We start from the raw sequence: 19,620 nt of genomic DNA, 5'->3' as shown, positions 1-19,620 counted from the left end.
GTCGGGGAGGGTGGTCAGGCGAACGGGCGGCGGATGCGCTCGCGCCAGATCTCGTAGGCCGGTTCGACCCCGTCGGCCGGCAGGCCGGTCAGGGCGGCGGCGGCGAGGTCCGCCGCCTCGCGGCTGTCGATTCCGCAGATCACCCGGCAGGCGATCTCGTTGTGCTCGGCCTCGTTGCCGACCTGGTGCCGGGCCCTGGCCGCGACGACCACCCCCTCGGCGAGCCGCGCCCGGTGGGCTCCGGCGCGGGCGCGCAGCCGCTCGACCGTCGGCCGGTCGACGCCTCCGGTGTAGCCGCACGCCAGGCCGACCCCGGCCCACAGGTCGCCGCGGCGGTCCGCGGGGAACGCCTCGATGGTCGCCACGACCCGCTGGACGTCGGCGCCCGTGGCGAACCAGATGCTGCGTCCCAGGCCGTGGTCGAAGGCGCACAGCGCATAGCCGCTGAGGTGGCGGGGAACGGCGCGCTCCTGGACGTGCCGGCGGTGCGCGAAGAAGCCCTCGTGGAAGCCGTAGCCGTCCAGGACCGCCCAGTTGAACACGTCGTCCCCGAGCCTGCGGCGGAAGGGTTCGGGGTTGCGGCGCAGCCGGGCCAGTCCCATGCCCGCGCCGAGGTAGACGGCGAAGACGTACGGGCGTGCGGCCCCGTCCACGAAACGGCGGGTGCGCCGTCCCCACGGCAGCAGCTGGTCCAGGGCGGCGAGTGCGACGCCCGCCCCCTCGTAGGCGAACCCGCGCAGTTCCTCGGGGTAGGCGTCGAGCTTGCGCAGCAGCGCCGGCTCCCGCCGGTCGAGCAGCGTGGTCTGGCAGCATTCCGTCACCGTGTACACCACTTTGCTCAGTCGTTCCGCGGTGGCGCCGGTGTCCGTCGCCGCGGCCGGCAGATCCGCCGGGGCGACCTCGAACAGCGGCCGCATCACGGCCCCCAGCACGGTCATGGGGCGCCTCCCGTTGTCGTGGAGGGCGCGGCGGCGGCGAGCGCGGCCTCCAGGCGGTTCTGGAGGGTGTCGTAGGCGGGCGCGGAGGGGCTGTCGGGCAGGTCCTGGAAGGCCCGGTCGACGTGGTGCGCGGCCTCCTTCTCGGAGATGCCGCAGAGCACCTCGCAGGCCAGGGCGGTGCCGGGCACGGGATTGCCGGCCCTGATGCGGCCCTTGGCCACGAACGCCGTCCCGACCGCCATCCGTGCCGCGTGCCGGCCGGCCGCCGTGCGCAGGGCCTCGACGGCGGACCGGTCGACGCCGCCGACGTAGCCGCAGGCCACGCCGACGCCCAGCCAGAGGTCGGGGTGCCGGTGCGCCGGGAACGCCGCGACGGTGCGGGCGATCGAGGTGGGCTCGGCCCCCGAGGTGAACCAGATGCTGCGGCCGACGCCCTGGTCGAAGACGCGCCGGGCGAAGGGCGACAGGCGGGCGGGCACCTGCTGCCGGTCGACGAAGCGGCCCGGTTTGAAGAAGCCCTCGTGGAAGCCGTAGCCGTCCATCACCAGCCACCGCAGCGCGGGATCGCTCATGCGCCGCAGGAAGGGCTCCGGCCTGCGGCGCAGCCGGGCCAGCGCCTCGCCGGCGCCGATGTGCGCCATGTACAGGTGCGGGCGGCCGGGTCCGGAGAGGTAGGCCGCCAGCCGGGACCTTCCGGGCAGGAAGCAGTCCAGGCCGGTCAGCCCCATGGCGGCGCCTTCGTAGGCGTAGCCCCGCAGTTCCAGCGGTGTCCGGTCCAGTCGGGGGACCAGGTCCTCCAGGCGGCTGCCGTCGAGGACGGCGTGGTATCCGCCGACCGCGGCGCGCACGGCGGTCTCCAGGTGCCGCCACGTCGGGGTGTCGCCCCGGCTGAAGGCGGTGGCCTCCGCGTCGGGGACGCCCATCACGGCGCGGCGCAGTCTGCTAGGCGACAGGGTCATGGTTCACCGCTCCCGTGGGGTCCTCGGTGGGCTGGTCCTTCTCCAGCTCGTCCAGGAGCCGCTCCAGTTCCTCGGGCGGTACGTGGGCGAGCAGGGCGGCGAGTTCGTCCGCCTCGCCCGGTTCCTCGTCGCCGGCCTCGGTGCCGGGGTCCGTCCGTCCCTCGGGCTCCTCCAGGTCCAGGAGGGGCAGGAGCCGGCCGGCGAGCGCGTGGACGCTGACGCCCTGGAGCAGGTCGAGGACGGAGACCTCGGCGCGCAGGGTCGCCTCGACGCGGTGCTTGACCTCGACGGCCATCAGCGAGTCGATGCCCAGGTTGCTGAGGTTCTCGTCGTCGCCGAACTCGCCCGGATCGAGCTTGAGGACGAGCGCGGCGATGTCGTGCAGGTGCGCGGCGAGCGCGGCCGGCCGGTCCGGCTCCGGCGTGCGCCGCAGGGCGTCGAGCACGGCGTCGGCGGAGGCCGTCGGCTCCCGGCCGTCCGTGGTGCCGTCCGGTTCGGCGTCGAGTTCGGCGTACATCGGCGCAAGCTGCCCGGACACGGACGTCGCCCGGGCGGTCGCCCAGTCGGCGGTGATCGCCAGCACGTGCGCCGGGTGCCGGCCGAGCAGCCGGCCGAGGATGCGGTCGCCGGCCTCGGGAGTGATCAGCTCGATGCCGCGCCGGGCGTACAGCTGCTCCAGGCCGAGCTTCTCGACCATGCCGACCGACCAGGGGCCCCACCCGATGCTGAGGGCGGGCAGGCCGAGGGAGCGCCGGTGGTGGGCGAGGGCGTCGAGGAAGGCGTTGGCCGCGGCGTAGTTGGCCTGCCCGGCCGAGGCGACGACGGATCCGACCGAGCCGAACAGGACGAAGAACTCCAGCGGGGTGTCGGCGAACAGCCGGTGCAGCAGCCAGCCGCCGTGCAGTTTGGGCCGCAGGACGCGCTGGAAGGTGTCCCGGCTCATCCGTGCCGTCAGCTCGTCCTCGACGACTCCGGCGGCGTGCACCACGCCCGCGACGGGGGGCCGGCGCAGCCGCCGGTGTTCGGCGGACCAGGCGCGCAGGCCCTCCTCGTCGGCGGCGTCGACGGCGGCGCAGTGGACGCGCACCCCGCGGTGCTCCAGCAGGAGCAGGTCGTCGACCAGGTCGCGCTGGGGGTGATCGGCGGGCAGCGTGTGCCAGTCCCCCCGCGGGGGCACGGGCGTGCGGCTCAGCAGGGCCAGGTGGCGTGCGCCGCGGTCGGCGAGGAACCGGGCGACGAGCCTGCCGAGGGCGCCGGACCCGCCGGTGACCAGGTAGGTGGCGTCGGGCCGCAGGGCCGTCGGGAAGGGCGGGCCGAGCGTGTCGCAGCGGACCAGGCGCGCGACATGGCGCCGTCCGTCGCGGAAGGCGACCTGGTCCTCGCCGTGCGGCGCGGTGATCTCCTCGACGAGGCGGCACGCCTCCTGCGCGTCCGGCCCGGTGTCGAGGTCCACGATGCCGCCCCACATGCCGGTGAACTCCTGGTGGCCGATCACCCGGCCGATGCCCCACATCGGGGACTGCGGCAGCGCGAGGGGCCGCGCCCGGTCGCCGACGGCCTGTGCGCCGCGGGTGACCAGCCAGACCCGCGGCAGGGCCTGGGTGACGCCGGCGGAGAGGGCCTGCATCAGGTGCAGGACCGACAGGGCGCCCAGGTCCTGGCCGTCCTGGAGCGCCGTGACCGGACCGTCCTCGGTGAACGGCGCGTCGAGGCTCCACAGGTGCACCACCGCGCCGATCCTGCTGTCCGGCGCGAGCCGGCGCACCAGCCACGCGTAGTGCTCCGCCCGCGTCGGGTCGAGCACGAAGCGGCCGTCCGGGCGTTCGACGGGCTCGGCCACCGGGCCGTGGCAGACCGTGACCACCGGGCGTCCGTGCGCGCTCAGCAGACGGGCGGCCTCGGTGCCGACCCCGTTGTCGCCGGCGAACACCACCCAGGCGCCGTCCGGGGCCGGTGCGGTCCGCTCCTGCCCGTCGTCCTCGCGGGGCGCGGGACGCCACCGGAGCTCGTACAGCCCCTGGTCGATGCGTTCGGGGGTCAGGCCGGCCGCGGTGTCCAGCGACTGCGCCCGGAACCCGCGGATCTCGGCGAGGACGGTGCCGTCGGCGTCGCACAGGGCGACGTCGCTGACGAGGGACGCCGTGTCGGCGTCGCCGGCCTCGGCCAGCACGAACATCTCCCGCGCCGGGGGGCCGAGGACGGTCACGCTGTCGATGGCCACCGGCAGCCAGGGGCCACCCGGCGCGGCGCCGTCGGTCTCCCCCGGCGCGGCCGACGCCAGCAGCACCTGGAACGCCGCGTCGACGAGGCCGGGGTGGAACCGGTGGGCGGCGAGTTCGTCCCGGAGGGGCTCGGGGACGGTGATCCGCCCGACCGCGCGGCCGGGGGCGGTGGAGACCTCCTGGACGGCGCGGAAGGCGGGCCCGTACTGGAAGCCCATCCGCTCGACCCGCGCATAGAACTCCTCGCGGCTCAGGTGGTGTTCGCAGCCGGCCCGGGCGCCGTCGAGGTCGCGGGTGCGCGTCGCCGGGCGGCGGCCGAGCCGGGCGGTCGCGTGCAGCGTCCAGGTGCGGTCGCCGCCGGGCGACGCCGTGAACGCGGCGATCTCGACCCGGCCGGTCTCGCGGTGCAGGGTGGTGCGCAGCCGCGGGTCGCAGGTGTCCGGGAGGACGAGGGCCTTGCGCAGTTCGACGTCCTCGACGCTGTAGTCGCCGTCGCCCCACGTCTCGTGCGCCGCCGCCAGGGCCAGTTCGACGTAGGCGGCACCGGGGAACACGGTGCTTCCCTTCACCCGGTGATCGGCGAGGAACGGAAGCCGCCCGGGGTTGAGTTCGCGCTCCCAGGTGGGGTGGGTGGCGTTCACGCGCTGCCCGAGCAGCGGGTGCGCCTCGTCGTAGTGGCGGTCCTCGCGGGCCTCCGCCGACTCGTTCCAGTAGCTCTTGAGCTGCCAGGGGTAGGCGGGCAGCGGCACCGGGCGGCCGTCGTCGCCGTGCAGCGCCCGCCAGTCGATGTCGTGGCCGTGGCTGTAGAGGGCCCCGAGGGACCCGAGGAGCACGGCGTCGTCGGGTTCGTCGCGGCGCAGCGAGGGCAGGACGAGCCCGTTCTGCTGCTGCTCCGCCAGCAGTTCCCGCATGGGGCCGGCGAGCACCGGGTGCGGGCCCAGCTCCACGAAGTGGGTGTAGCCGTCGGCGACCATCTGCCGGAAGGCGGCGGCGAACAGTACGGTCGCGCGCACGTTCTGCCACCAGTAGTGGGCGTCGGCGCCGCGGCCGTCGATACGGGTCCCGGTCACCGTCGAGTACAGGGGGAGGGCGGCGGTGGCCGGGCGGAGGTCGGCCAGCCCCTTCTGGAGGTCCTCGCGCAGCGGGTCCATGAAGTGGCTGTGGTAGGGGACCTTGACGGACAGGAAGCGGTGGAAGACCCCGAAGGTCTCCAGCTGGGCCGCCATGTCCTGAAGGATCCGCGCGTCACCGGCCAGGGTCACGGAGGCCGGGCTGTTCACGGCGGCCACCGAGACCCCGGGACCGGCGTCCGCCACGGCCCGGTCCAGGGTCTGCGGGGTCAGCCCCACGGCGAGCATCCGGCCGGTGCCGGTCGCGCGTTGCTGGAGGCTGCTGCGGTAGTAGTTCACCTTCACCGCGTCCTCGAAGCCGAGGACGCCCGCCAGGTACTGGGCGGCGACCTCGCCGGTGCTGTGGCCGACGACGGCGTCGGGCGTGACGCCCCACGAGCGCCACAGTTCGGCCAGGCCCAGCTGGACGGCGAAGTTGGCCGGCTGCGCGACCTCCGTCTCGGCCATCCGGGAGTCCTCCTCCCGGGCGAGGAGTTCGTCGAGCAGGGACCACCCGGTGTAGGCGCCCAGTTCGCGGTCGCAGCGTTCGACGGCGGCGCGGAAGACCGGCTCGGTCTCCAGCAGCCGGCGGGCCATGGCCCACCACTGGGGGCCCATGCCGGAGCAGACGAAGGCCACCTTGGGCCGCTCCCCCGCCGGGGCGTGTCCGCTCGCGACGCCCTTCACCGCGCGTCCCGCGGCGAACGCGCCGAGCTTCTCGGCGGCCTCGGCGGCCGTGGCCGCGACCACGGCGGCCCGGTGCTCGTGGTGGTCACGGCGCAGGGCGCGGGTGTGGCCGACATCCCGCAGGTCGGGCGCGCCGTCGCCCGTCAGGGCGCCGGCGAGCGCCGCCGCCGTGTCGGCCAGCGCTTCCGGTGAGCGGGCCGACACCGGCACCAGGCGGTGCCGCGGGTCGTCGGTGCGCGGGGCGGGCGGCTGCTCGGCCGGGGGTTCCTGGAGGACCACGTGGGCGTTGGTGCCGCCGAAGCCGAACGAATTCACGCCGGCGAGGCGCGGCCCGTCGGCCGGCGGCCAGTCGCCCGGTTCGGTCTGGACGTGGAGCCGGAGGGCGGCGAAGTCGATCGCCGGGTTGGGCGTGCGGTGGTGCAGCTGGCCGGGTATCCGGCGGTGCTTGAGGGAGAGTGCCGTCTTGATCAGCCCGGCGACCCCCGCGGCGGCCTCCAGGTGACCGATGTTGGTCTTGACGGACCCGATCACCAGGCGCTCCCCGGCGGGCCGCCCCTCGGAGAAGACCCGCCCGATGGCGGCCGCCTCGACGGGGTCGCCGACCGGTGTGCCGGTGCCGTGCGCCTCGACGTACTGGACGTCGCGCGGCGCGACCCCGGCCCGTTCGCAGGCGGCCCGCATCGCGGCCTCCTGCGCCTGGCCGTTGGGCACGGTGATCCCGTTGCTGTGGCCGTCCTGGGAGACGGCGGTGCCGCGGATCAGGGCGTGGACCGGGTCCCGGTCGGCCAGCGCGCGGGACAGCGGCTTGAGCAGGACCACGCCGGCGCCCTCGCCGCGCGCGTATCCGTCGGCGGAGGCGTCGAAGGCCTTGGAGCGGCCGTCGGGCGACAGGAAGCCGCCCTTGGACTCCGCGATGGTCATGTTGGGCGCGATCATGACGTTGACGCCCCCCGCCAGCGCCAGCGAGCACTCGCCGTCCCAGATGCTGCGTGCCGCCAGGTGGACCGCGACCAGCGACCCCGAGCAGGCGGTGTCCACGGCCATGCTCGGCCCCCGGAAGTCGAAGGCGTACGACAGCCGGTTGGCCAGCATCGTCATCATCATGCCGGTGGCGGAGTGGGACTGGAGTTCGTAGCGGCTGTGCACGCCGTAGTTCTGGAGCAGCTGGTAGTCCAGGGTGAAGCCGCCCATGAAGACGCCGGTGTCGCTGCCGGCCAGCCGGGCGGCGACCTGTCCGCCGTCCTCCAGCGCCTCCCAGGCGGTGTGCAGCAGCAGGCGCTGCTGGGGGTCGAGCCAGACGGCCTCACGCGGGGAGATCCCGAAGAACTGGGCGTCGAACTGGTCGATGCGGTCGAGGAAGCCGCCGCGGACGGTGGCGGTCTTGCCGAGCTTGGTGCTGTCCGGGTCGTAGAACTTGCCCGCCTCCCAGCGGTCGGGGGGCAGTTCGCGGGTGGCGTCGACGCCGGCGCACAGCAGGTCCCAGAACTGGGCGGGCGTGGTGGCGCCGCCGGGGAGGCGGCAGCCGATTCCGATGATGGCGATGGGTTCCGGCGGTCCGCCGGCCGGTGACCGGTCAGTCATGGCGCCTGTCCCCTTCCGTGGCGCGAAGGGCCGGTCCGAGGTCGCGGGCGAGCTCGGCCAGCAGCAGGTCGAAAGAGCTGTGCAGGAAGAAGTGCGAGCCCGGGAGCATCACGAGCCGGAACGGCCCGCCGGCCTGCGCGCGCCACGAGCCGAGGTCGCCGCGGCCGACGCGCACGTCCTGGTGGCCGCCGTAGACGGACAGGGGCATGGGCAGCGCGGCCTCCTCCCGGTAGCGGTAGGTGTCGCAGACCTCCAGGTCGGCCCGGAGGGTGGGCAGCAGGGCCCGCATCAGCTCGTCGTTGTCGAGCACCTGCGCGGGGGTGCCCTCCTTGCGGAGCACCGTCTTGAGCACTTCGTCGGGCAGGTGGTGGATGCGGATGTGCGGGTTCGGCAGCTGGGGCGCCCGGAACGCGCCGAGCAGCAGCCGGGACGGCAGCGGCGCTCCGGCGCGGCGCAGGCGCCGGGTCAGTTCGAAGGCGACGAGGGCGCCCATGCTGTGGCCGAAGAACGCGTACGGCAGGTCCAGGCGCGGCAGGACGGCCTCGTACAGTGCCTCCACCAGGGTGTCCAGGCGCCGTAGCGGGGCTTCGGCCACCCGGGTCTCGCGGCCCGGCGGCTGGACCGCCGTCACCTCGACGCCGGCGGGCAGGTGTGCGCCCCAGCCGCGGAAGGCGGACGCCCCGCCGCCGGCGTAGGGGAAGCAGAACAGCCGCAGCGCGGGGGGTGCGGCGGCCGGGTGCCGGACGAACCACTCGCCCGTCGGCCGGGCCTCGTGCGGCCTGCCGCGCAGGTGCTCGACGAGGCGGGTCCGCTGGTCCCGGGGCAGTCGTGCGACGCGCTTCAGCGGGAGCGCCGCCGCGTCCGGCCGGCCGGTCACCGGGCCTCCCCCGTGCCGACGGTCTCGCCGGCGGGCCGCAGCCGGATCCACCGGTCGCTGAGCGGCGTGGTCCCGCGTTCCCGCAGGTGGACGTCGACGAGGTCCATCAGGGCCTGGTCGGCCCGCCAGCGCCGGGCCTGGTCGCGCTTGACCGGGTTGAAGGGTTCGGCCTCGAACTCCTCGAGCACGGTCAGCACCAGTTGGCCCGAGAGGTGCTCGATGAACCGGACGTTCGCCGCGAACTGCGTGTCGAGTTCGGCTTCCCCGAGCCCCGCGGTCATGCCGATGTGCAGGCGGCTCATGAAGTCGAAGTCGTAGAAGCGGACGAAGGGGGCCGGCTCGGCCGGGTCGTCGTCGGCCGCGGCCCACTCCCGGAAGAAGCGCTGCACCTCCCGGCTCGCCGCGCTGAACCGGGCCAGTCCGGTCACCATGGCGGGCCGGTCCCCGAGGCGGCGCAGCGCGTCGTGGAAGAACAGCAGCCCGGGGACCGCCCAGTACACGGCGGTGTCCCAGATGACCTTGGCGAGCATGACCCGGGCATTGCCCATGAGCGCGTACTGGTTCTCGTAGATGCTCAGCCAGCCCTCGGCGACGAGGAGGAAGACCTGGTTGTGGATGGCGGCGAGTTCCTCGACGTCGTCGCCGTCGAGGGCGTGCGCGATCAGGTCGGTGATCAGGCCGTTGCTGATGGCGATGAGGTCCAGCCCCGGGGAGTACAGGGGGTCGAGGAAGACGCCGGCCTCCCCGGCCAGGCACCAGCGGTCCGCGGAGAAGACCTGTTCGCAGCTGTAGGCGTAGTCCTTCATCACCCGGAAGTCCTGGATCCGGTCGAGGTGCTGCCGGACGACGCCCGCGCACTGCGGCTCGTGCGCGTCGAGCCATTCCAGGGCGCGCTCGAAGCGGTTGAGGTCCTCGAAGCGGTGCAGGTCCGGGTCGGTGACGATGCCCACGCTGGTGGAGCCGGAGGCGAGCCTGATCAGCCAGACCCAGTAGCCGGGGCCCATGAGGTGGTTGGTGGACAGCTCCCGCCGGCCCTCCTCGATCCGGGCGTGCCACTGCGGGTCGTCGGACCACTGGTCGACGTCGATGGGGCAGCCGACCCGGAACCACACGGCGTTGGCCCGGTGGCCGACGCTCTTGGCGAGGCCGAGGCGGCGTTTGAGCAGGGAGGTCCGCCCGGTGGCGTCCACCACCCACCGTGCGCGTACGTTCCTGGTGGTGCCGTCGGAGGTGCGGACCCGGAGCCGGTGGTGCTCGTCGCCCGGGACCAGGTCGACGGCCTCGACCTTCGCCCCGGACAGGAACCGCATGCCGCGGGCGGTCACCTCGTGCGCGAGGGCGTTCTCCAGCCGGCCCCGGTCGAGCTGGTAGGTGCCGACGGCGCCCGGGGGGCGGACGGAGTGGCCGAGTTCCACGCGGCGGGTGATGTCGTCGTTGCCGTCCTTGGAGAAGAACACCCGCAGCCCGTACTTGTTCAACTGCTGGGACCGGAGGTGCTGTTCGAGTCCGAGTACCTGGCGCAGGTAGTGACCGGCGATCTCCACGGTGGACTCGCCGACCTTGTGGGTCGCCTCCGGCACCGGGTGCGCCTGGCGCTCCAGCACCAGGACCCGGGTGCCGGGGCGGTGCTCGCGCAGGTGCAGCGCCAGGGTGAGGCCGGCGGCGCCCCCGCCGACCACGGCGACGTCGACGGTGTCGACGGTGTCGTCCGCTGCGGAAGGGGCGACGGTCCTGTCGTTCATCGTGCTCCTGTCCTTCACGGCGCCACCGCCGCGGTCCGGGTGCCGAGGGTGATCCAGGCGCTGTCGACGGGCTCCATGCCGTCCTTGCGCTCCCGGTAGCGCTCGACGGCCTCGCTCAGCAGTGCGTCGGCGCGCCAGCCGTCGACCAGGGCCCGGGCCGTGTCGTCGGCGCCGCGCCGCTCCAGTCGCCCGGCCACGGTGTCCACCAGCTGGCCCGCGAGCCGCTCCAGCAGGTCCACGTTGCGGGTGAACTGTTCCTCCAGCTCGTCGTCGTCGAGGCCGGCCGCCATGCCGTTGTGCAGGTCGACGATGAAGTCGAGCAGGCTGTAGGGGTCGGCGAAGACGTCGGAGGCCGGCTCGTTGCCGGCGGAGTGCCACTCCCGGAAGAACTGCTGGACGCGGGTGTGCAGCAGCCAGATGCGCTGGAGGTCGGCGTAGGCGCGGGGGCTCTCGCCGAGGCGGCGGAAGGTGTCGTGGAAGAACAGCAGGCCGGGCACGGCCCAGTAGATGATCGTGTCCCAGACGACCTTGGCCACCATCACCTGCGGGTCGGCCATGACCGGGTACTGGCCCTCGTAGGCGACCAGCCAGATCTCGCTGAGCACCAGGTAGACCTGGTTGTGCGCCACGGCCCGGTCGGTGACGTCCTCGCCCCGGCGGTCCCGGGTGACGAGGTCCGTGACGAGGCCGTTGCCGATCGCCATGAGGTCGCCGCCCGAGGAGTAGAGCGGGTCGATCGACACCCCGGCCTCACCGATCAGGCACCAGCGGTCCTCGGAGTACACCTGCCGGCAGCCGTAGGCGTAGTCCTTCATCACCCGGAAGTCCTGGATCTTCCCACGGTGGCGGCGTACGTCGGCCGCGCACTGCGGCTCGTGCGCGTCCAGCCACTCCAGCGCGCGTTCCAGGGTGTTGAACCCCTCGAAGGGGTGCGCCGCGTCGTCGGCGACGATGCCGATGCTGGTGGAGCCCGACGCGAGCGGGATGAGCCAGACCCAGTAGCCGGGGCCCATGAGGTGGTTGGTGGACAGCCGGCGCAGACCGTCCTCGACCCGGGCCCGCCACCGCTCGTCGTCCGACCACTGCTGTACGTCGACCTCGTGGCCGATGCGGAACCAGGCGGCGTTGGCACGGTGGCCCACCGGCCGGGCCAGCCCCAGCTTGCGCTTGAGCAGGCCGGCGCGCCCGGTCGCGTCGACGACCCAGCGGGCCCGCAGCGTGCGCCGCTCCGTGCCGTCCTGGATGCGGACGAGGTGGTCGTCGTCGCCGGTGGCCAGGGCCACGTCCCGGACCTTGCAGGGCCGGCGGAACGTCACTCCCAGGTCGGCGACGAGGTGACCGAGCGCGTTCTCCAGCCGGCCCCGGTCGAGCTGGTAGGAGGCCAGGGGTGCCTCGGAGACCTGGCCGTACTCCACGCGCCGGGCGATGTCCTCGTTGCCGGCGTGGCTGAAGAACATCCGCAGGCCGAACTTGCGCAGCTGCTCGGTCTCCAGGTGGTCCTTCAGACCGAGGACGTCGCGCAGGTAGTGGGCCTGGACCTCGACGCTGGACTCACCGACCTTGTGGGCGGCCTCGGGCACCGGGTGCGGCTGCCGTTCGAGGACGGCGATGCGCAGGTCCGGATCGGTGCGCCTGAGCTGAAGGGCCAGGGTCAGCCCGGCGATGCCGCCGCCGAGGACGGCCACGTCGAAGCGCTCGGAGGTGTCATGCATAGCTGACCTCGCTGGGGTGGGGTTCCATGCCGTCCGCTCCGTTCGGTCGCCGGCCCGGGCTGCTCGTCCGCGGGCCGGTCGTGGGCAGGGCGATCCAGCCGTCGCTGGTGGGGTTGCGATGGCGTTCCCGGCGGTGGCCGGCGACCAGGTCGGCGATCAGCGGGTCCCGCTGCCAGCTCTGGACCTGGGCCATGACCCGGTCGTCGCCGTACCGGTCGCCGTGGGCGTCGATGACCGCGGTGACCAGTTGCCCGGCCAGTTGGGCGAAGAGCCGGGTGTTGGCCGAGAAGCGCTCGGGGAACGTGACGTCGGTCAGGTCGTCGGCCATGCCCGCGTGCAGCCGGACCATGAAGTCCAGCGGGGAGTACAGGTCGACGAACCGGGGGTCGAGACGGGAGTCGTCGAGGGCGGCCCACTCGCGGAAGAACGCCTGGACCCGGTTGCTGATGTCGGTGAGGCGCTCCAGGTCGGCGGCGACCGAGGGTGTGTCGGCCACCGTGCGGAACCGGTCCTGGAAGAAGAGCAGGCCGAAGACGCCCCAGTAGAAGGCGGTGTCCCAGATCACCTTGGAGACCATCACGCGGGCGTTGCCCATCAGCGCGTACTGGTTCTCGTAGACGGCGAGCCACATGTCGGTCACGCGCCGGAAGAGCGCGTCGTGGACGGATGCCCGCACGGTGACGTCCTCGCCGTCGAGCGACCGGGTCACCAGGTCGGTCACCAGGGTGTTGCTGATGGCGATCAGGTCCAGTCCCGGGGAGTACAGCGGGTCCAGGAAGATGCCGGACTCGCCCGTCAGGCACCAGCGGCCGGCACCGTCGTACACCCGTTCGCAGCTGTAGGCGTAGTCCTTCATGACGCGGAAGTCCTGGATCCGGTCCTGGTGCTCGGTCACCGCCCGGGCGCACTGCGGCTCGTGGCGGCGCAGCCAGTCCAGTGCCTTGTCGAGGGTGTTGAACTCGTCGAACCGGTGGGCGCCGGCGTCCGCGACGATGCCGATGCTGATGGCGTCGGAGGCGAGCCGGATGAGCCAGACCCAGTAGCCGGGTCCCATCAGGTGGTTGGTGGACAGCTCGCGCCGGCCCTCCTTCAGCCGCGCGTGCCAGTCGGGGTCGTCGCTCCAGGAACCGAGGTCGATGGGCCGGCCGACCCGGAACCAGGCCGCGTTGGCCTTGTGCCCCACCTCCTTGCGCAGGCCGAAGCGCCGCCCGAGGAAGTGGCTGCGCCCGGTGGCGTCGACCACCCAGCGGGCGTGGACGAGGCGTTCGCGGCCCTCCACGGCCAGGCGGACCCGGTGGGGCGAGGCGTCGGGCGCGAAATCGACCTGGAGAACCCTGCTCGCGGGGAGGAATTCGATGCCTTCGCGCGCACAGGCCGTGCCGAGTTCGTTCTCCAGACGGCCGCGGTCGAGCTGATAGGTGGCCAGCGGCGGAAAGACCGAACTGCCCAGCTCGACACGGTCGGTGATATCGGTGTTGTCCCCGTTGCTGAAGAACATGCGGAGGCCGAATTTGCGGATCTGCCGCTGCTCCAGGTGTTCCCCGAGTCCGAGGACGTCGCGCAGATAGTGGGCGGCGATCTCCACGGTGGACTCGCCGACCTTGTGCGCGGCCTCGGGTACGGGGTGCTCCTGCCGCTCGGCGACCAGCACCCGCACACCCGGGCGGGCCCGCCGCAGGTGGAGTGCGAGCGTGAGGCCGGCCGCCCCGCCGCCCAGGACCACCACGTCGTAGTGGCCGGGCTCGGTGCCGGCGTCGGCGGTGCGGGTCCTGAGTTTCCGGGTGAGCAGGGCCCGCTGTTCGGCGGACAGGTCGGATATCCGATGCCGTGCTGATTGGGTCATGCGTCCCCCTTCGTCCCGGACGACTCTCGGAGGGCGGGATTACGGACGACTTACTTCACGTGCAAGCTGACGCCTCGGAATGCGTTTCGTCGGCCGCCGGAACACCCGGATTCCGGCGGCTGGAATCCCGCGGTTCACACACGCCACACGGAACTCCGCCGTTCGGTGCGTCCGGCGACCGCGCTTTCGGGTCTCTTTGTCGACAACGGAGTGAATCGCGCTCTGGTGGCGTGTCCCGGCCGCGCACGACGCGGTTGAAGAAACGTCGGTGCGGGGGCCGGGACGTCCGTCCGGTCCGGGCACCGACGGATTCCGACCCCGTCACGAAAAAGGGAACCGTCATGACCCAAGCGCCCAGTCCCGCCCTGGACACCGCCCTCGCCTATCACCGGGCGTGGACCGGTCACGACTTCGACCGCGCCATGGACTACATCGCCGACGACATCGTGTGCGAGGCGCCGTCCGGGCGCCTGGAGGGCGCGGAGGCCTTCCGGGGCTTCATGGAGCCCTTCACGCAGATCCTGACCGACTCGCAGCTGATCGCCGCGTTCGGTGACGACCGGACGGCCCTGCTGATGTACGACACGAAGACCCTGCCGGTGGACAGCGCCCCCGGCGCCGAGTGCCTGACGGTGCGGGACGGCACCATCAGGCACCTGCGGATCATCTTCAACCAGGCGCCGTTCATCGCGGCCGAGCAGGCGGCGTCCGGCTCCTGACCGTCCGGCACCGCCTCGCGGTCCCGTCTCAGACGGGACCGCGGGAGCCGGTCGGCGACAGCGCCCGCTCGGGCGCGTGCGGCGGCGCGTGCATGATCCGTTCGCGCAGCGCCAGCAGGTCGCGGCCGGCCGCGGCTCCCAGGTCGTGTTCGAGGGACCTGAGGAACCCGGACAGCTCGCGCAGGGCGCGGGCGGGCCGGCCGAGCTGGAGGTGCCCCTCGACGATGGTGGTGGCGGCGAGTTCGTTGTAGGGGTCCAGCCGCAGCTTCTCGTAGGCGTACTCCACGGCCTCGTCCAGCTCACCGCGCGCCCGGTGGAGCTGGATCAGCCGGATCAGCGCCTGCGAGCACAGGCCCTCGTACTGCCGGCGGTACGGTGCGAGCCACGGCTGCTGGGACTCCTCGTCCTCCAGGAACCGTCGCACGGTGTAGGCGGTGACGCGGCTGTAGTAGAAGCAGGCGCGGCGGGCGTCGCCCCGGGCGTCGCTGCTGCGCGCCTGCTCGAAGAGGCGTTCCACCTCGTGCGCGTCGCTCCACCAGCCGTCCCCGGCCTCGAAGCGGTAGAAGTTGGTGCCGCTGCGGTGGATGAAGGACGACTCCTGGCCCGGGCGGAGGTCAGGCTCGAGCATCCGGCGCAGACAGTGCATGCCGACGTGGAAGTTGCTGGCCGCCTTGTCGGGCGCGGTGTCCTGCCAGCCGAGTTCGATGAGCTGGTCCATGGAGACCGGCTTGCCCGGGTTCAGCAGGAACCACTTGAGCAGCAGCAGCGCCTTCCCCCGGCGCTGGCGGTGCCGGCCGAGCACCTCCTGGCCCTTGAAGACGCGGAACGGGCCGAACAGATAGGCCCGGTAGGTCGCCCCGTGTTCCCCGTCCCGCGGGTGGCACCACGCGGGTTCGGTGAGCAGGGCTGTCCCTGAAGTCATACCGTGCACGTTCGCCCTCCCCGTTTGTTTCTTCAGCGATCGTGTATGGGTATAGGGGCAGTTACTGGCGTTAACGGTGAAGGGTGTTCACCGTAGTTGTCAAGCGTTACCGTGGGAAGGGCGGATGCCGCGCATCGGCCCTTCTCCATGCCCTGACGAACCCACCGGGAGGTGCCGGATGAGCCACGTCGACCCCGGACGCGTCGAGCGGACGCGTCCGGTGCTGAACCGCCGGGAGCGCCTGAGGCAGGCCACGCTGGAGGAGATCGTCGAGGCCGGCCGGTCCCTGCTGCGGGCCGGCCGTGAGGTGACCCTGCGGGCGGTGGCGGCCGAGATGGGCTTCACCGCCCCCGCGCTGTACCGCTACGTGGGCAACGTGGCCGCGCTCAACGACCTTCTGTCGAACGACATCTTCGCCGAGATCGTCCGCGAGATGGCCGCGGCCGCCGAGCCCTACGGCGACGACGACCCGGCGGCGCAGATGGTGGCGGCGGCCTCCGCCTTCCGCGGCTGGGCGCTGGACCACATCGACGAGTTCCAGCTGGTCTTCCAGACCAACTCGCTCTCCGGGGACCACGTCGCCCGGTCGGAGGGTGGACGGCCGGTCCATCCGCTCACCGCCGACTCGCCGGGCGCCTCCGGCGGGGTGCAGCTGTTCGCCGACTTCTTCGGACAGATCTTCGTCCGGCTGGCGCAGCGGCAGCCGTTCCCCGTTCCCGCCCGGGAGGAACTCGACGAGGAGTTCGTGGCGGTGCACTCCCCCGGCGGGGACGGCAGGCCCGATGTCGCGGAGCTGCTGGGACCCGACGGCCTGGGGATGATCTGGCTGTTCGAACTCGCCTGGGCGCAGCTGTACGGCATCGTCACGCTGGAGGTGTTCGGGCACGTCCGGCCGCAGCTGGTCAGGTCGGGGGCGCTGTTCACCGCCGTGATGCGGGAGATCGGCCGCAGCGCCGGGATGGCGGAGGACTGGGACCGGCTGGCCGCGATCAGCCGGGAGGTCCTCGCCCGACGGGCGTGACGCCGACGGCGTACGAGGACCGCGGTGCGCGGCCGGCGCCCGCCGGTGCCGCCCCGCGGGGCGCGCGGCCCTCATCGCGCACGCCTCACCCGCTCCCGCAGCGCGAGGAGTTCGGGACCGGGCGCCACCCCCAGGTCCTCGCGCAGGACCCGGACGAACTGCTCCAGCTGGGAGATGGCCCCGGTGAGACTGCCCTGGGCCAGGTGGATCTCGACGGCGGCGGTGGCCGCCTCCTCCGCGTAGGGGTCGCGGTCCAGGATCCTCGTCGCACAGGTCAGCGCCTCGTAGTGGTGCCCCGCCCGACGGTGCAGGCGCAGCAGCTGGAGCAAGGTCTCCTCGTGTCCGCGCTCGTGGGCCGCCCGGAAGGGCGCGAACGCGTCCTGGTAGACCTCCTCGGGCAGGAACCCGAGGTCGTAGTGGGCCAGCAGGCCTTCGTAGGCCGCGATCGCGGTCCGTGTGTCGCCCGCCCGGCGCGCGGCGCACGCCCGCTTCGACAACAGCGCCACCTCGTCGGCGTCGGTCCACCAGCGGTCGCCGGGATCGAACCAGTAGTGGCCGTGGGGATCGGACCGGATGAACCGCGACGGCTGCCGGCTGGCCAGCTCCGGCTCCAGCACCCGGCGCAGCGAGTGCTGCGTCACGTGCAGCCTGTTGGCCCGGTTCCCCGGACAGCCGGGCCAGAGCACCTCGGCCAGTTCCACGTCCCGGAACTCCTGCCCCGGGTTGAGCAGGAACCACTTCAGAAGTGTGCGTGCGCTCGCCCGGCCACCGCGCGGCTCCCCCAGGGGGACGCCGGCCCGGTGGACCCGGAACGAGCCGAAGAGCCATGCCTGGTACTCATGTCGTGCGCCGGGCCGCTCGCCGGCGTCGTCCGGCGGTGTCGTGCCGGTTCGGGCGGGCGCGGCGGACGACGGCGTCCGCGCAGCCCCCTGTGATCGGTCCATTGCGTTCCCCGTCCCCCGTTGAACGCCCTCGGGTGTTCGACCCTGCGAACGCCCTCGGGTGTTCGACCCTTGATTCCCCCGGTGGTCCGGTCGAAACCACCCGGAGTCATGGTCTTCGTCACCCTCGTACCCCGTCACGGCGGGACTCCGCTCTCCCGGGCCGCCCCTGCGGCCCGGGGCAGGCATCGTGCCAGCCGGCCGGCGGCGGTGGAAGGTCCCGGGCGGGAGCGGGAGCGCGACCGGGTGGGCGACGCCACTTTCAGGACCCGTAAGCACTCGGTAAGTCGGCGTGACTAGCGTCCCCGCACAGCCGTCGACGGGTTGTGCCGCCACATCCCACCACCCCCGGAAGGGGACTCGCACCCATGCTCTCGCATCTGGACGCGGTGACCGTCCTGGCCCGTGACGTGGAGCGCACCACGGCGTTCTACACCGAACTGCTCGGATTCTCCGTCGTCCCCGAGTTCACCGCCCCCGAGGGCGACTTCGTCTGGCTGCGCTCGGAGAAGCGCTCCGCCAGCATCCTCGTCCAGGACGTGGCCACCCGGGCCGGCAATCCGACCCAGGCGGACATCCCGGAGGCCAGCGGGGGCCTCATGCTCGGGTTCGCCGTCGACGACGCCGAGGTCGCCCACAAGACGGCCCTTCAGGGCGGTTACGAGATCCGCACCCCGGTCGTCGACATGGGCTCGGGCCGCACGTTCGGCGTCAAGGACCCCGACGGCAACCACCTCCAGCTGTTCGATGTCTATCCGCAGGTCAAGGAGATCCAGCGCCGGATCGGCCTGGACTGACCCCGAGGGAGCCGCTCCATGTCCATGACCGTCGGAGAGTTGTTCGCCGCGCTCGCCACCCGCTTCAACCACGAGGCCGCCGCGGGCATGAACCGGACCCTGCAATGGAAGATCACCGACGAGGACCCGGGCGTCTGGGCCTTCGAGATCAAGAACGGCCAGGGCCGGCTCATCCCCGGCGGGGTCGACGAGCCCGACACGACGTTCGTCACCAGCAGCGAGACCTGGGTGGCGATCGCGGAGGGCCGCCAGGACGCGATGCGCGCCTTCATGACCGGAAAGCTCAAGGTCAAGGGCGACATGATGCTCGCGATGAAGGTTCCCAAGCTCTTCGAGACCGGCGTCTGACACCTGACTCAAGGAGTTGACGACGTGCAGAAAACCGCGGAACACACCACCGACCCCGAGAAGGTCCGCCTGGAGGCGGTCGCGGCGCTCACCGATCCCGCGACGATCCGCTACCTGGAGCAGATAGGTGTCGGCGAGGGGTGGACCTGTGCCGAGGTCGGGGCCGGGGCGGGGTCGATCGCCCGCTGGCTGTCCAACCGGGTCGGCCACTTCGGCACGGTCCACGCCATCGACATCGAGACGTCCTACATGGACGGGCTGTCCGCGCCGAACCTCGAGGTCCGGCAGCAGGACATCACGACCACACCGCTTCAGGAGGGCGCGTACGACCTCGTGCACGCCAAGATCCTCCTCATGCACCTGGCGGACCGGGAGCGGATCCTCGGCGAGTTCGCCAAGGCCCTCAAGCCCGGCGGCCACCTGCTGGTCGAGGAGGCCGACATCCGCAGCATCCAGCGGGTCGACCCGCCCTCGCCCCTGCTCACCCGGGCGGCCAGCGCCCTGGAGACCTTCTTCTACTTCGGCGGCGCCGACCCCGGGTACGGGATGAAGCTCCTGCCCGCGTTCCGCCGCACCGGGCTCACCGTGCTCGGCACCGACTGCCAGCTCACCGCCGTCCAGGCGGGCACCCCCGAGATGCAGACGATCGTGCTGAGCCTGGCCAAGCTCGCCCCCATGATCACCAAGGTGGGGCTGATGGGCGAGAAGGAGATCGAGGCCGCTTTCGACCAGCTCCAACAGCCCTCGGACACCGTCCTGTACACCCCGATCACGGTGTCGGTGTGGGGCCGGCGGTCCGAGGACTGACCCGCCCTCTTCGGCACAGCACGGAAAGGACAGCGGCATTGCTGTACGCAGTCATCGCCTATGACAGCACCGAGCCGGGGACGTTCGAGCGGCGGATGCACGTCCGCCCCGCCCACATGGCCAACGGCGAGCGGATGATGGCCGACGGTTCCTTCCTCTTCGGCGGAGGAATCCTGGACGGCGCCGGGAAGATGACCGGCGGAGTCCTCATCGTCGATTTCGAGACACGCGAAGAGATCGACGAATGGCTCAAGAACGAGCCCTACATCGTCAACAAGGTGTGGGACCGCGTGGAGGTGCACCCCTTCCTGGTGCCGCCCCAGTTCCTCAGCCTCTTCCCCAAGTACCAGGAGCAGCCGGCCGCCGGCTGAGGCATCCGCTCACGCCATCTCTCA

The 19,620-nt window shown here is 72.6% G+C and carries 15 protein-coding genes; 6 read left to right on the top strand and 9 right to left on the bottom strand.

Annotated elements, in window-relative coordinates; genetic code table 11:
- Positions 1-14: 14 nt before the first annotated feature.
- The 7 genes from ACZ45Q_RS14040 to ACZ45Q_RS14010 are packed head-to-tail and all read right to left on the bottom strand — an operon-like array spanning position 15 to position 13,670.
- Entirely contained in the window at positions 15-938 is a 924-nt protein-coding gene (locus ACZ45Q_RS14040) for a DUF1702 family protein (RefSeq protein WP_468259713.1), read from the bottom strand.
- Entirely contained in the window at positions 935-1,897 is a 963-nt protein-coding gene (locus ACZ45Q_RS14035) for a DUF1702 family protein (RefSeq protein WP_468259710.1), read from the bottom strand. Before ACZ45Q_RS14035 ends, ACZ45Q_RS14040 begins: the two co-directional genes overlap by 4 nt.
- Positions 1,881-7,496, bottom strand: a complete 5,616-nt coding sequence (locus tag ACZ45Q_RS14030) for a type I polyketide synthase (protein ID WP_468259708.1) — start codon at positions 7,494-7,496, stop codon at positions 1,881-1,883. Before ACZ45Q_RS14030 ends, ACZ45Q_RS14035 begins: the two co-directional genes overlap by 17 nt.
- The gene (locus tag ACZ45Q_RS14025) at positions 7,489-8,373 is read right to left on the bottom strand and encodes a thioesterase II family protein (RefSeq protein WP_468259705.1); all 885 of its coding nucleotides are present in this window, start codon (positions 8,371-8,373) and stop codon (positions 7,489-7,491) included. The genes ACZ45Q_RS14030 and ACZ45Q_RS14025 overlap by 8 nt, the downstream gene beginning before the upstream one ends.
- A complete protein-coding gene (locus ACZ45Q_RS14020) occupies positions 8,370-10,115 on the bottom strand; it encodes an NAD(P)/FAD-dependent oxidoreductase (protein WP_468259703.1) in 1,746 nt (581 codons plus the stop codon). Before ACZ45Q_RS14020 ends, ACZ45Q_RS14025 begins: the two co-directional genes overlap by 4 nt.
- Before the next feature lie 14 nt (positions 10,116-10,129).
- Complete coding sequence (locus tag ACZ45Q_RS14015) at positions 10,130-11,827, bottom strand: NAD(P)/FAD-dependent oxidoreductase (RefSeq protein ID WP_468259700.1); 1,698 nt, start codon at positions 11,825-11,827, stop codon at positions 10,130-10,132.
- Positions 11,820-13,670, bottom strand: a complete 1,851-nt coding sequence (locus ACZ45Q_RS14010) for an NAD(P)/FAD-dependent oxidoreductase (RefSeq protein WP_468259698.1) — start codon at positions 13,668-13,670, stop codon at positions 11,820-11,822. Before ACZ45Q_RS14010 ends, ACZ45Q_RS14015 begins: the two co-directional genes overlap by 8 nt.
- A gap of 341 nt (positions 13,671-14,011) precedes the next feature.
- Between ACZ45Q_RS14010 and ACZ45Q_RS14005 the strand changes: the two genes are divergently transcribed.
- The gene (locus ACZ45Q_RS14005) at positions 14,012-14,389 is read left to right on the top strand and encodes a nuclear transport factor 2 family protein (protein ID WP_468259695.1); all 378 of its coding nucleotides are present in this window, start codon (positions 14,012-14,014) and stop codon (positions 14,387-14,389) included.
- Positions 14,390-14,417: 28 nt separating this feature from the next.
- Here the strand turns inward: ACZ45Q_RS14005 and ACZ45Q_RS14000 are convergent, their stop codons facing one another.
- Positions 14,418-15,311: an AfsR/SARP family transcriptional regulator gene (locus ACZ45Q_RS14000; protein ID WP_468259692.1), complete on the bottom strand. Its 894-nt coding sequence runs from the start codon at positions 15,309-15,311 to the stop codon at positions 14,418-14,420.
- A 178-nt stretch (positions 15,312-15,489) separates the two neighbouring features.
- Between ACZ45Q_RS14000 and ACZ45Q_RS13995 the strand changes: the two genes are divergently transcribed.
- Positions 15,490-16,332, top strand: coding sequence for a TetR/AcrR family transcriptional regulator (locus ACZ45Q_RS13995; protein ID WP_468259689.1), 843 nt, complete (start codon positions 15,490-15,492; stop codon positions 16,330-16,332).
- A gap of 71 nt (positions 16,333-16,403) precedes the next feature.
- Here ACZ45Q_RS13995 and ACZ45Q_RS13990 read toward each other — a convergent pair whose 3' ends face one another.
- Positions 16,404-17,276 carry an AfsR/SARP family transcriptional regulator gene (locus ACZ45Q_RS13990; RefSeq protein WP_468259686.1) on the bottom strand — a complete coding sequence of 291 codons (873 nt, stop codon included), beginning with the start codon at positions 17,274-17,276 and terminating at the stop codon, positions 16,404-16,406.
- A gap of 365 nt (positions 17,277-17,641) precedes the next feature.
- Here ACZ45Q_RS13990 and ACZ45Q_RS13985 point away from each other — a divergent pair, with 365 nt between their 5' ends.
- Genes ACZ45Q_RS13985 through ACZ45Q_RS13970 form a run of 4 tightly spaced genes read left to right on the top strand, consistent with a single transcriptional unit; the run spans position 17,642 to position 19,596 of the window.
- Positions 17,642-18,070 (top strand): VOC family protein, encoded by a 429-nt coding sequence (locus ACZ45Q_RS13985; protein ID WP_468259683.1) that lies wholly within the window; start codon positions 17,642-17,644, stop codon positions 18,068-18,070.
- 18 nt (positions 18,071-18,088) lie between these two features.
- Entirely contained in the window at positions 18,089-18,418 is a 330-nt protein-coding gene (locus tag ACZ45Q_RS13980) for an SCP2 sterol-binding domain-containing protein (protein WP_468259681.1), read from the top strand.
- Between the two features lie 24 nt (positions 18,419-18,442).
- Positions 18,443-19,225 (top strand): class I SAM-dependent methyltransferase, encoded by a 783-nt coding sequence (locus ACZ45Q_RS13975; protein WP_468259678.1) that lies wholly within the window; start codon positions 18,443-18,445, stop codon positions 19,223-19,225.
- A 38-nt stretch (positions 19,226-19,263) separates the two neighbouring features.
- Positions 19,264-19,596 carry a YciI family protein gene (locus ACZ45Q_RS13970; RefSeq protein ID WP_468259676.1) on the top strand — a complete coding sequence of 111 codons (333 nt, stop codon included), beginning with the start codon at positions 19,264-19,266 and terminating at the stop codon, positions 19,594-19,596.
- The last annotated feature ends 24 nt before the right edge of the window (positions 19,597-19,620 follow it).

This window comes from Streptomyces sp. NPDC031049 (assembly GCF_055571015.1).
Note: the sequence above shows the minus strand (reverse complement) of the source record. Positions and strands in the feature narration are given on the sequence as shown.

What these genes read in the sequence shown, in the direction of transcription:
- ACZ45Q_RS14040 (WP_468259713.1), bottom strand. Translation starts at nt 938, where the DNA reads ATGACCGTGCTGGGGGCCGTGATGCGGCCGCTGTTCGAGGTCGCCCCG.
- ACZ45Q_RS14035 (WP_468259710.1), bottom strand. Translation starts at nt 1,897, where the DNA reads ATGACCCTGTCGCCTAGCAGACTGCGCCGCGCCGTGATGGGCGTCCCC.
- ACZ45Q_RS14030 (WP_468259708.1), bottom strand. Translation starts at nt 7,496, where the DNA reads ATGACTGACCGGTCACCGGCCGGCGGACCGCCGGAACCCATCGCCATC.
- ACZ45Q_RS14020 (WP_468259703.1), bottom strand. Translation starts at nt 10,115, where the DNA reads ATGAACGACAGGACCGTCGCCCCTTCCGCAGCGGACGACACCGTCGAC.
- ACZ45Q_RS14015 (WP_468259700.1), bottom strand. Translation starts at nt 11,827, where the DNA reads ATGCATGACACCTCCGAGCGCTTCGACGTGGCCGTCCTCGGCGGCGGC.
- ACZ45Q_RS14010 (WP_468259698.1), bottom strand. Translation starts at nt 13,670, where the DNA reads ATGACCCAATCAGCACGGCATCGGATATCCGACCTGTCCGCCGAACAG.
- ACZ45Q_RS14005 (WP_468259695.1), top strand. Translation starts at nt 14,012, where the DNA reads ATGACCCAAGCGCCCAGTCCCGCCCTGGACACCGCCCTCGCCTATCAC.
- ACZ45Q_RS14000 (WP_468259692.1), bottom strand. Translation starts at nt 15,311, where the DNA reads ATGACTTCAGGGACAGCCCTGCTCACCGAACCCGCGTGGTGCCACCCG.
- ACZ45Q_RS13995 (WP_468259689.1), top strand. Translation starts at nt 15,490, where the DNA reads ATGAGCCACGTCGACCCCGGACGCGTCGAGCGGACGCGTCCGGTGCTG.
- ACZ45Q_RS13990 (WP_468259686.1), bottom strand. Translation starts at nt 17,276, where the DNA reads ATGGACCGATCACAGGGGGCTGCGCGGACGCCGTCGTCCGCCGCGCCC.
- ACZ45Q_RS13985 (WP_468259683.1), top strand. Translation starts at nt 17,642, where the DNA reads ATGCTCTCGCATCTGGACGCGGTGACCGTCCTGGCCCGTGACGTGGAG.
- ACZ45Q_RS13980 (WP_468259681.1), top strand. Translation starts at nt 18,089, where the DNA reads ATGTCCATGACCGTCGGAGAGTTGTTCGCCGCGCTCGCCACCCGCTTC.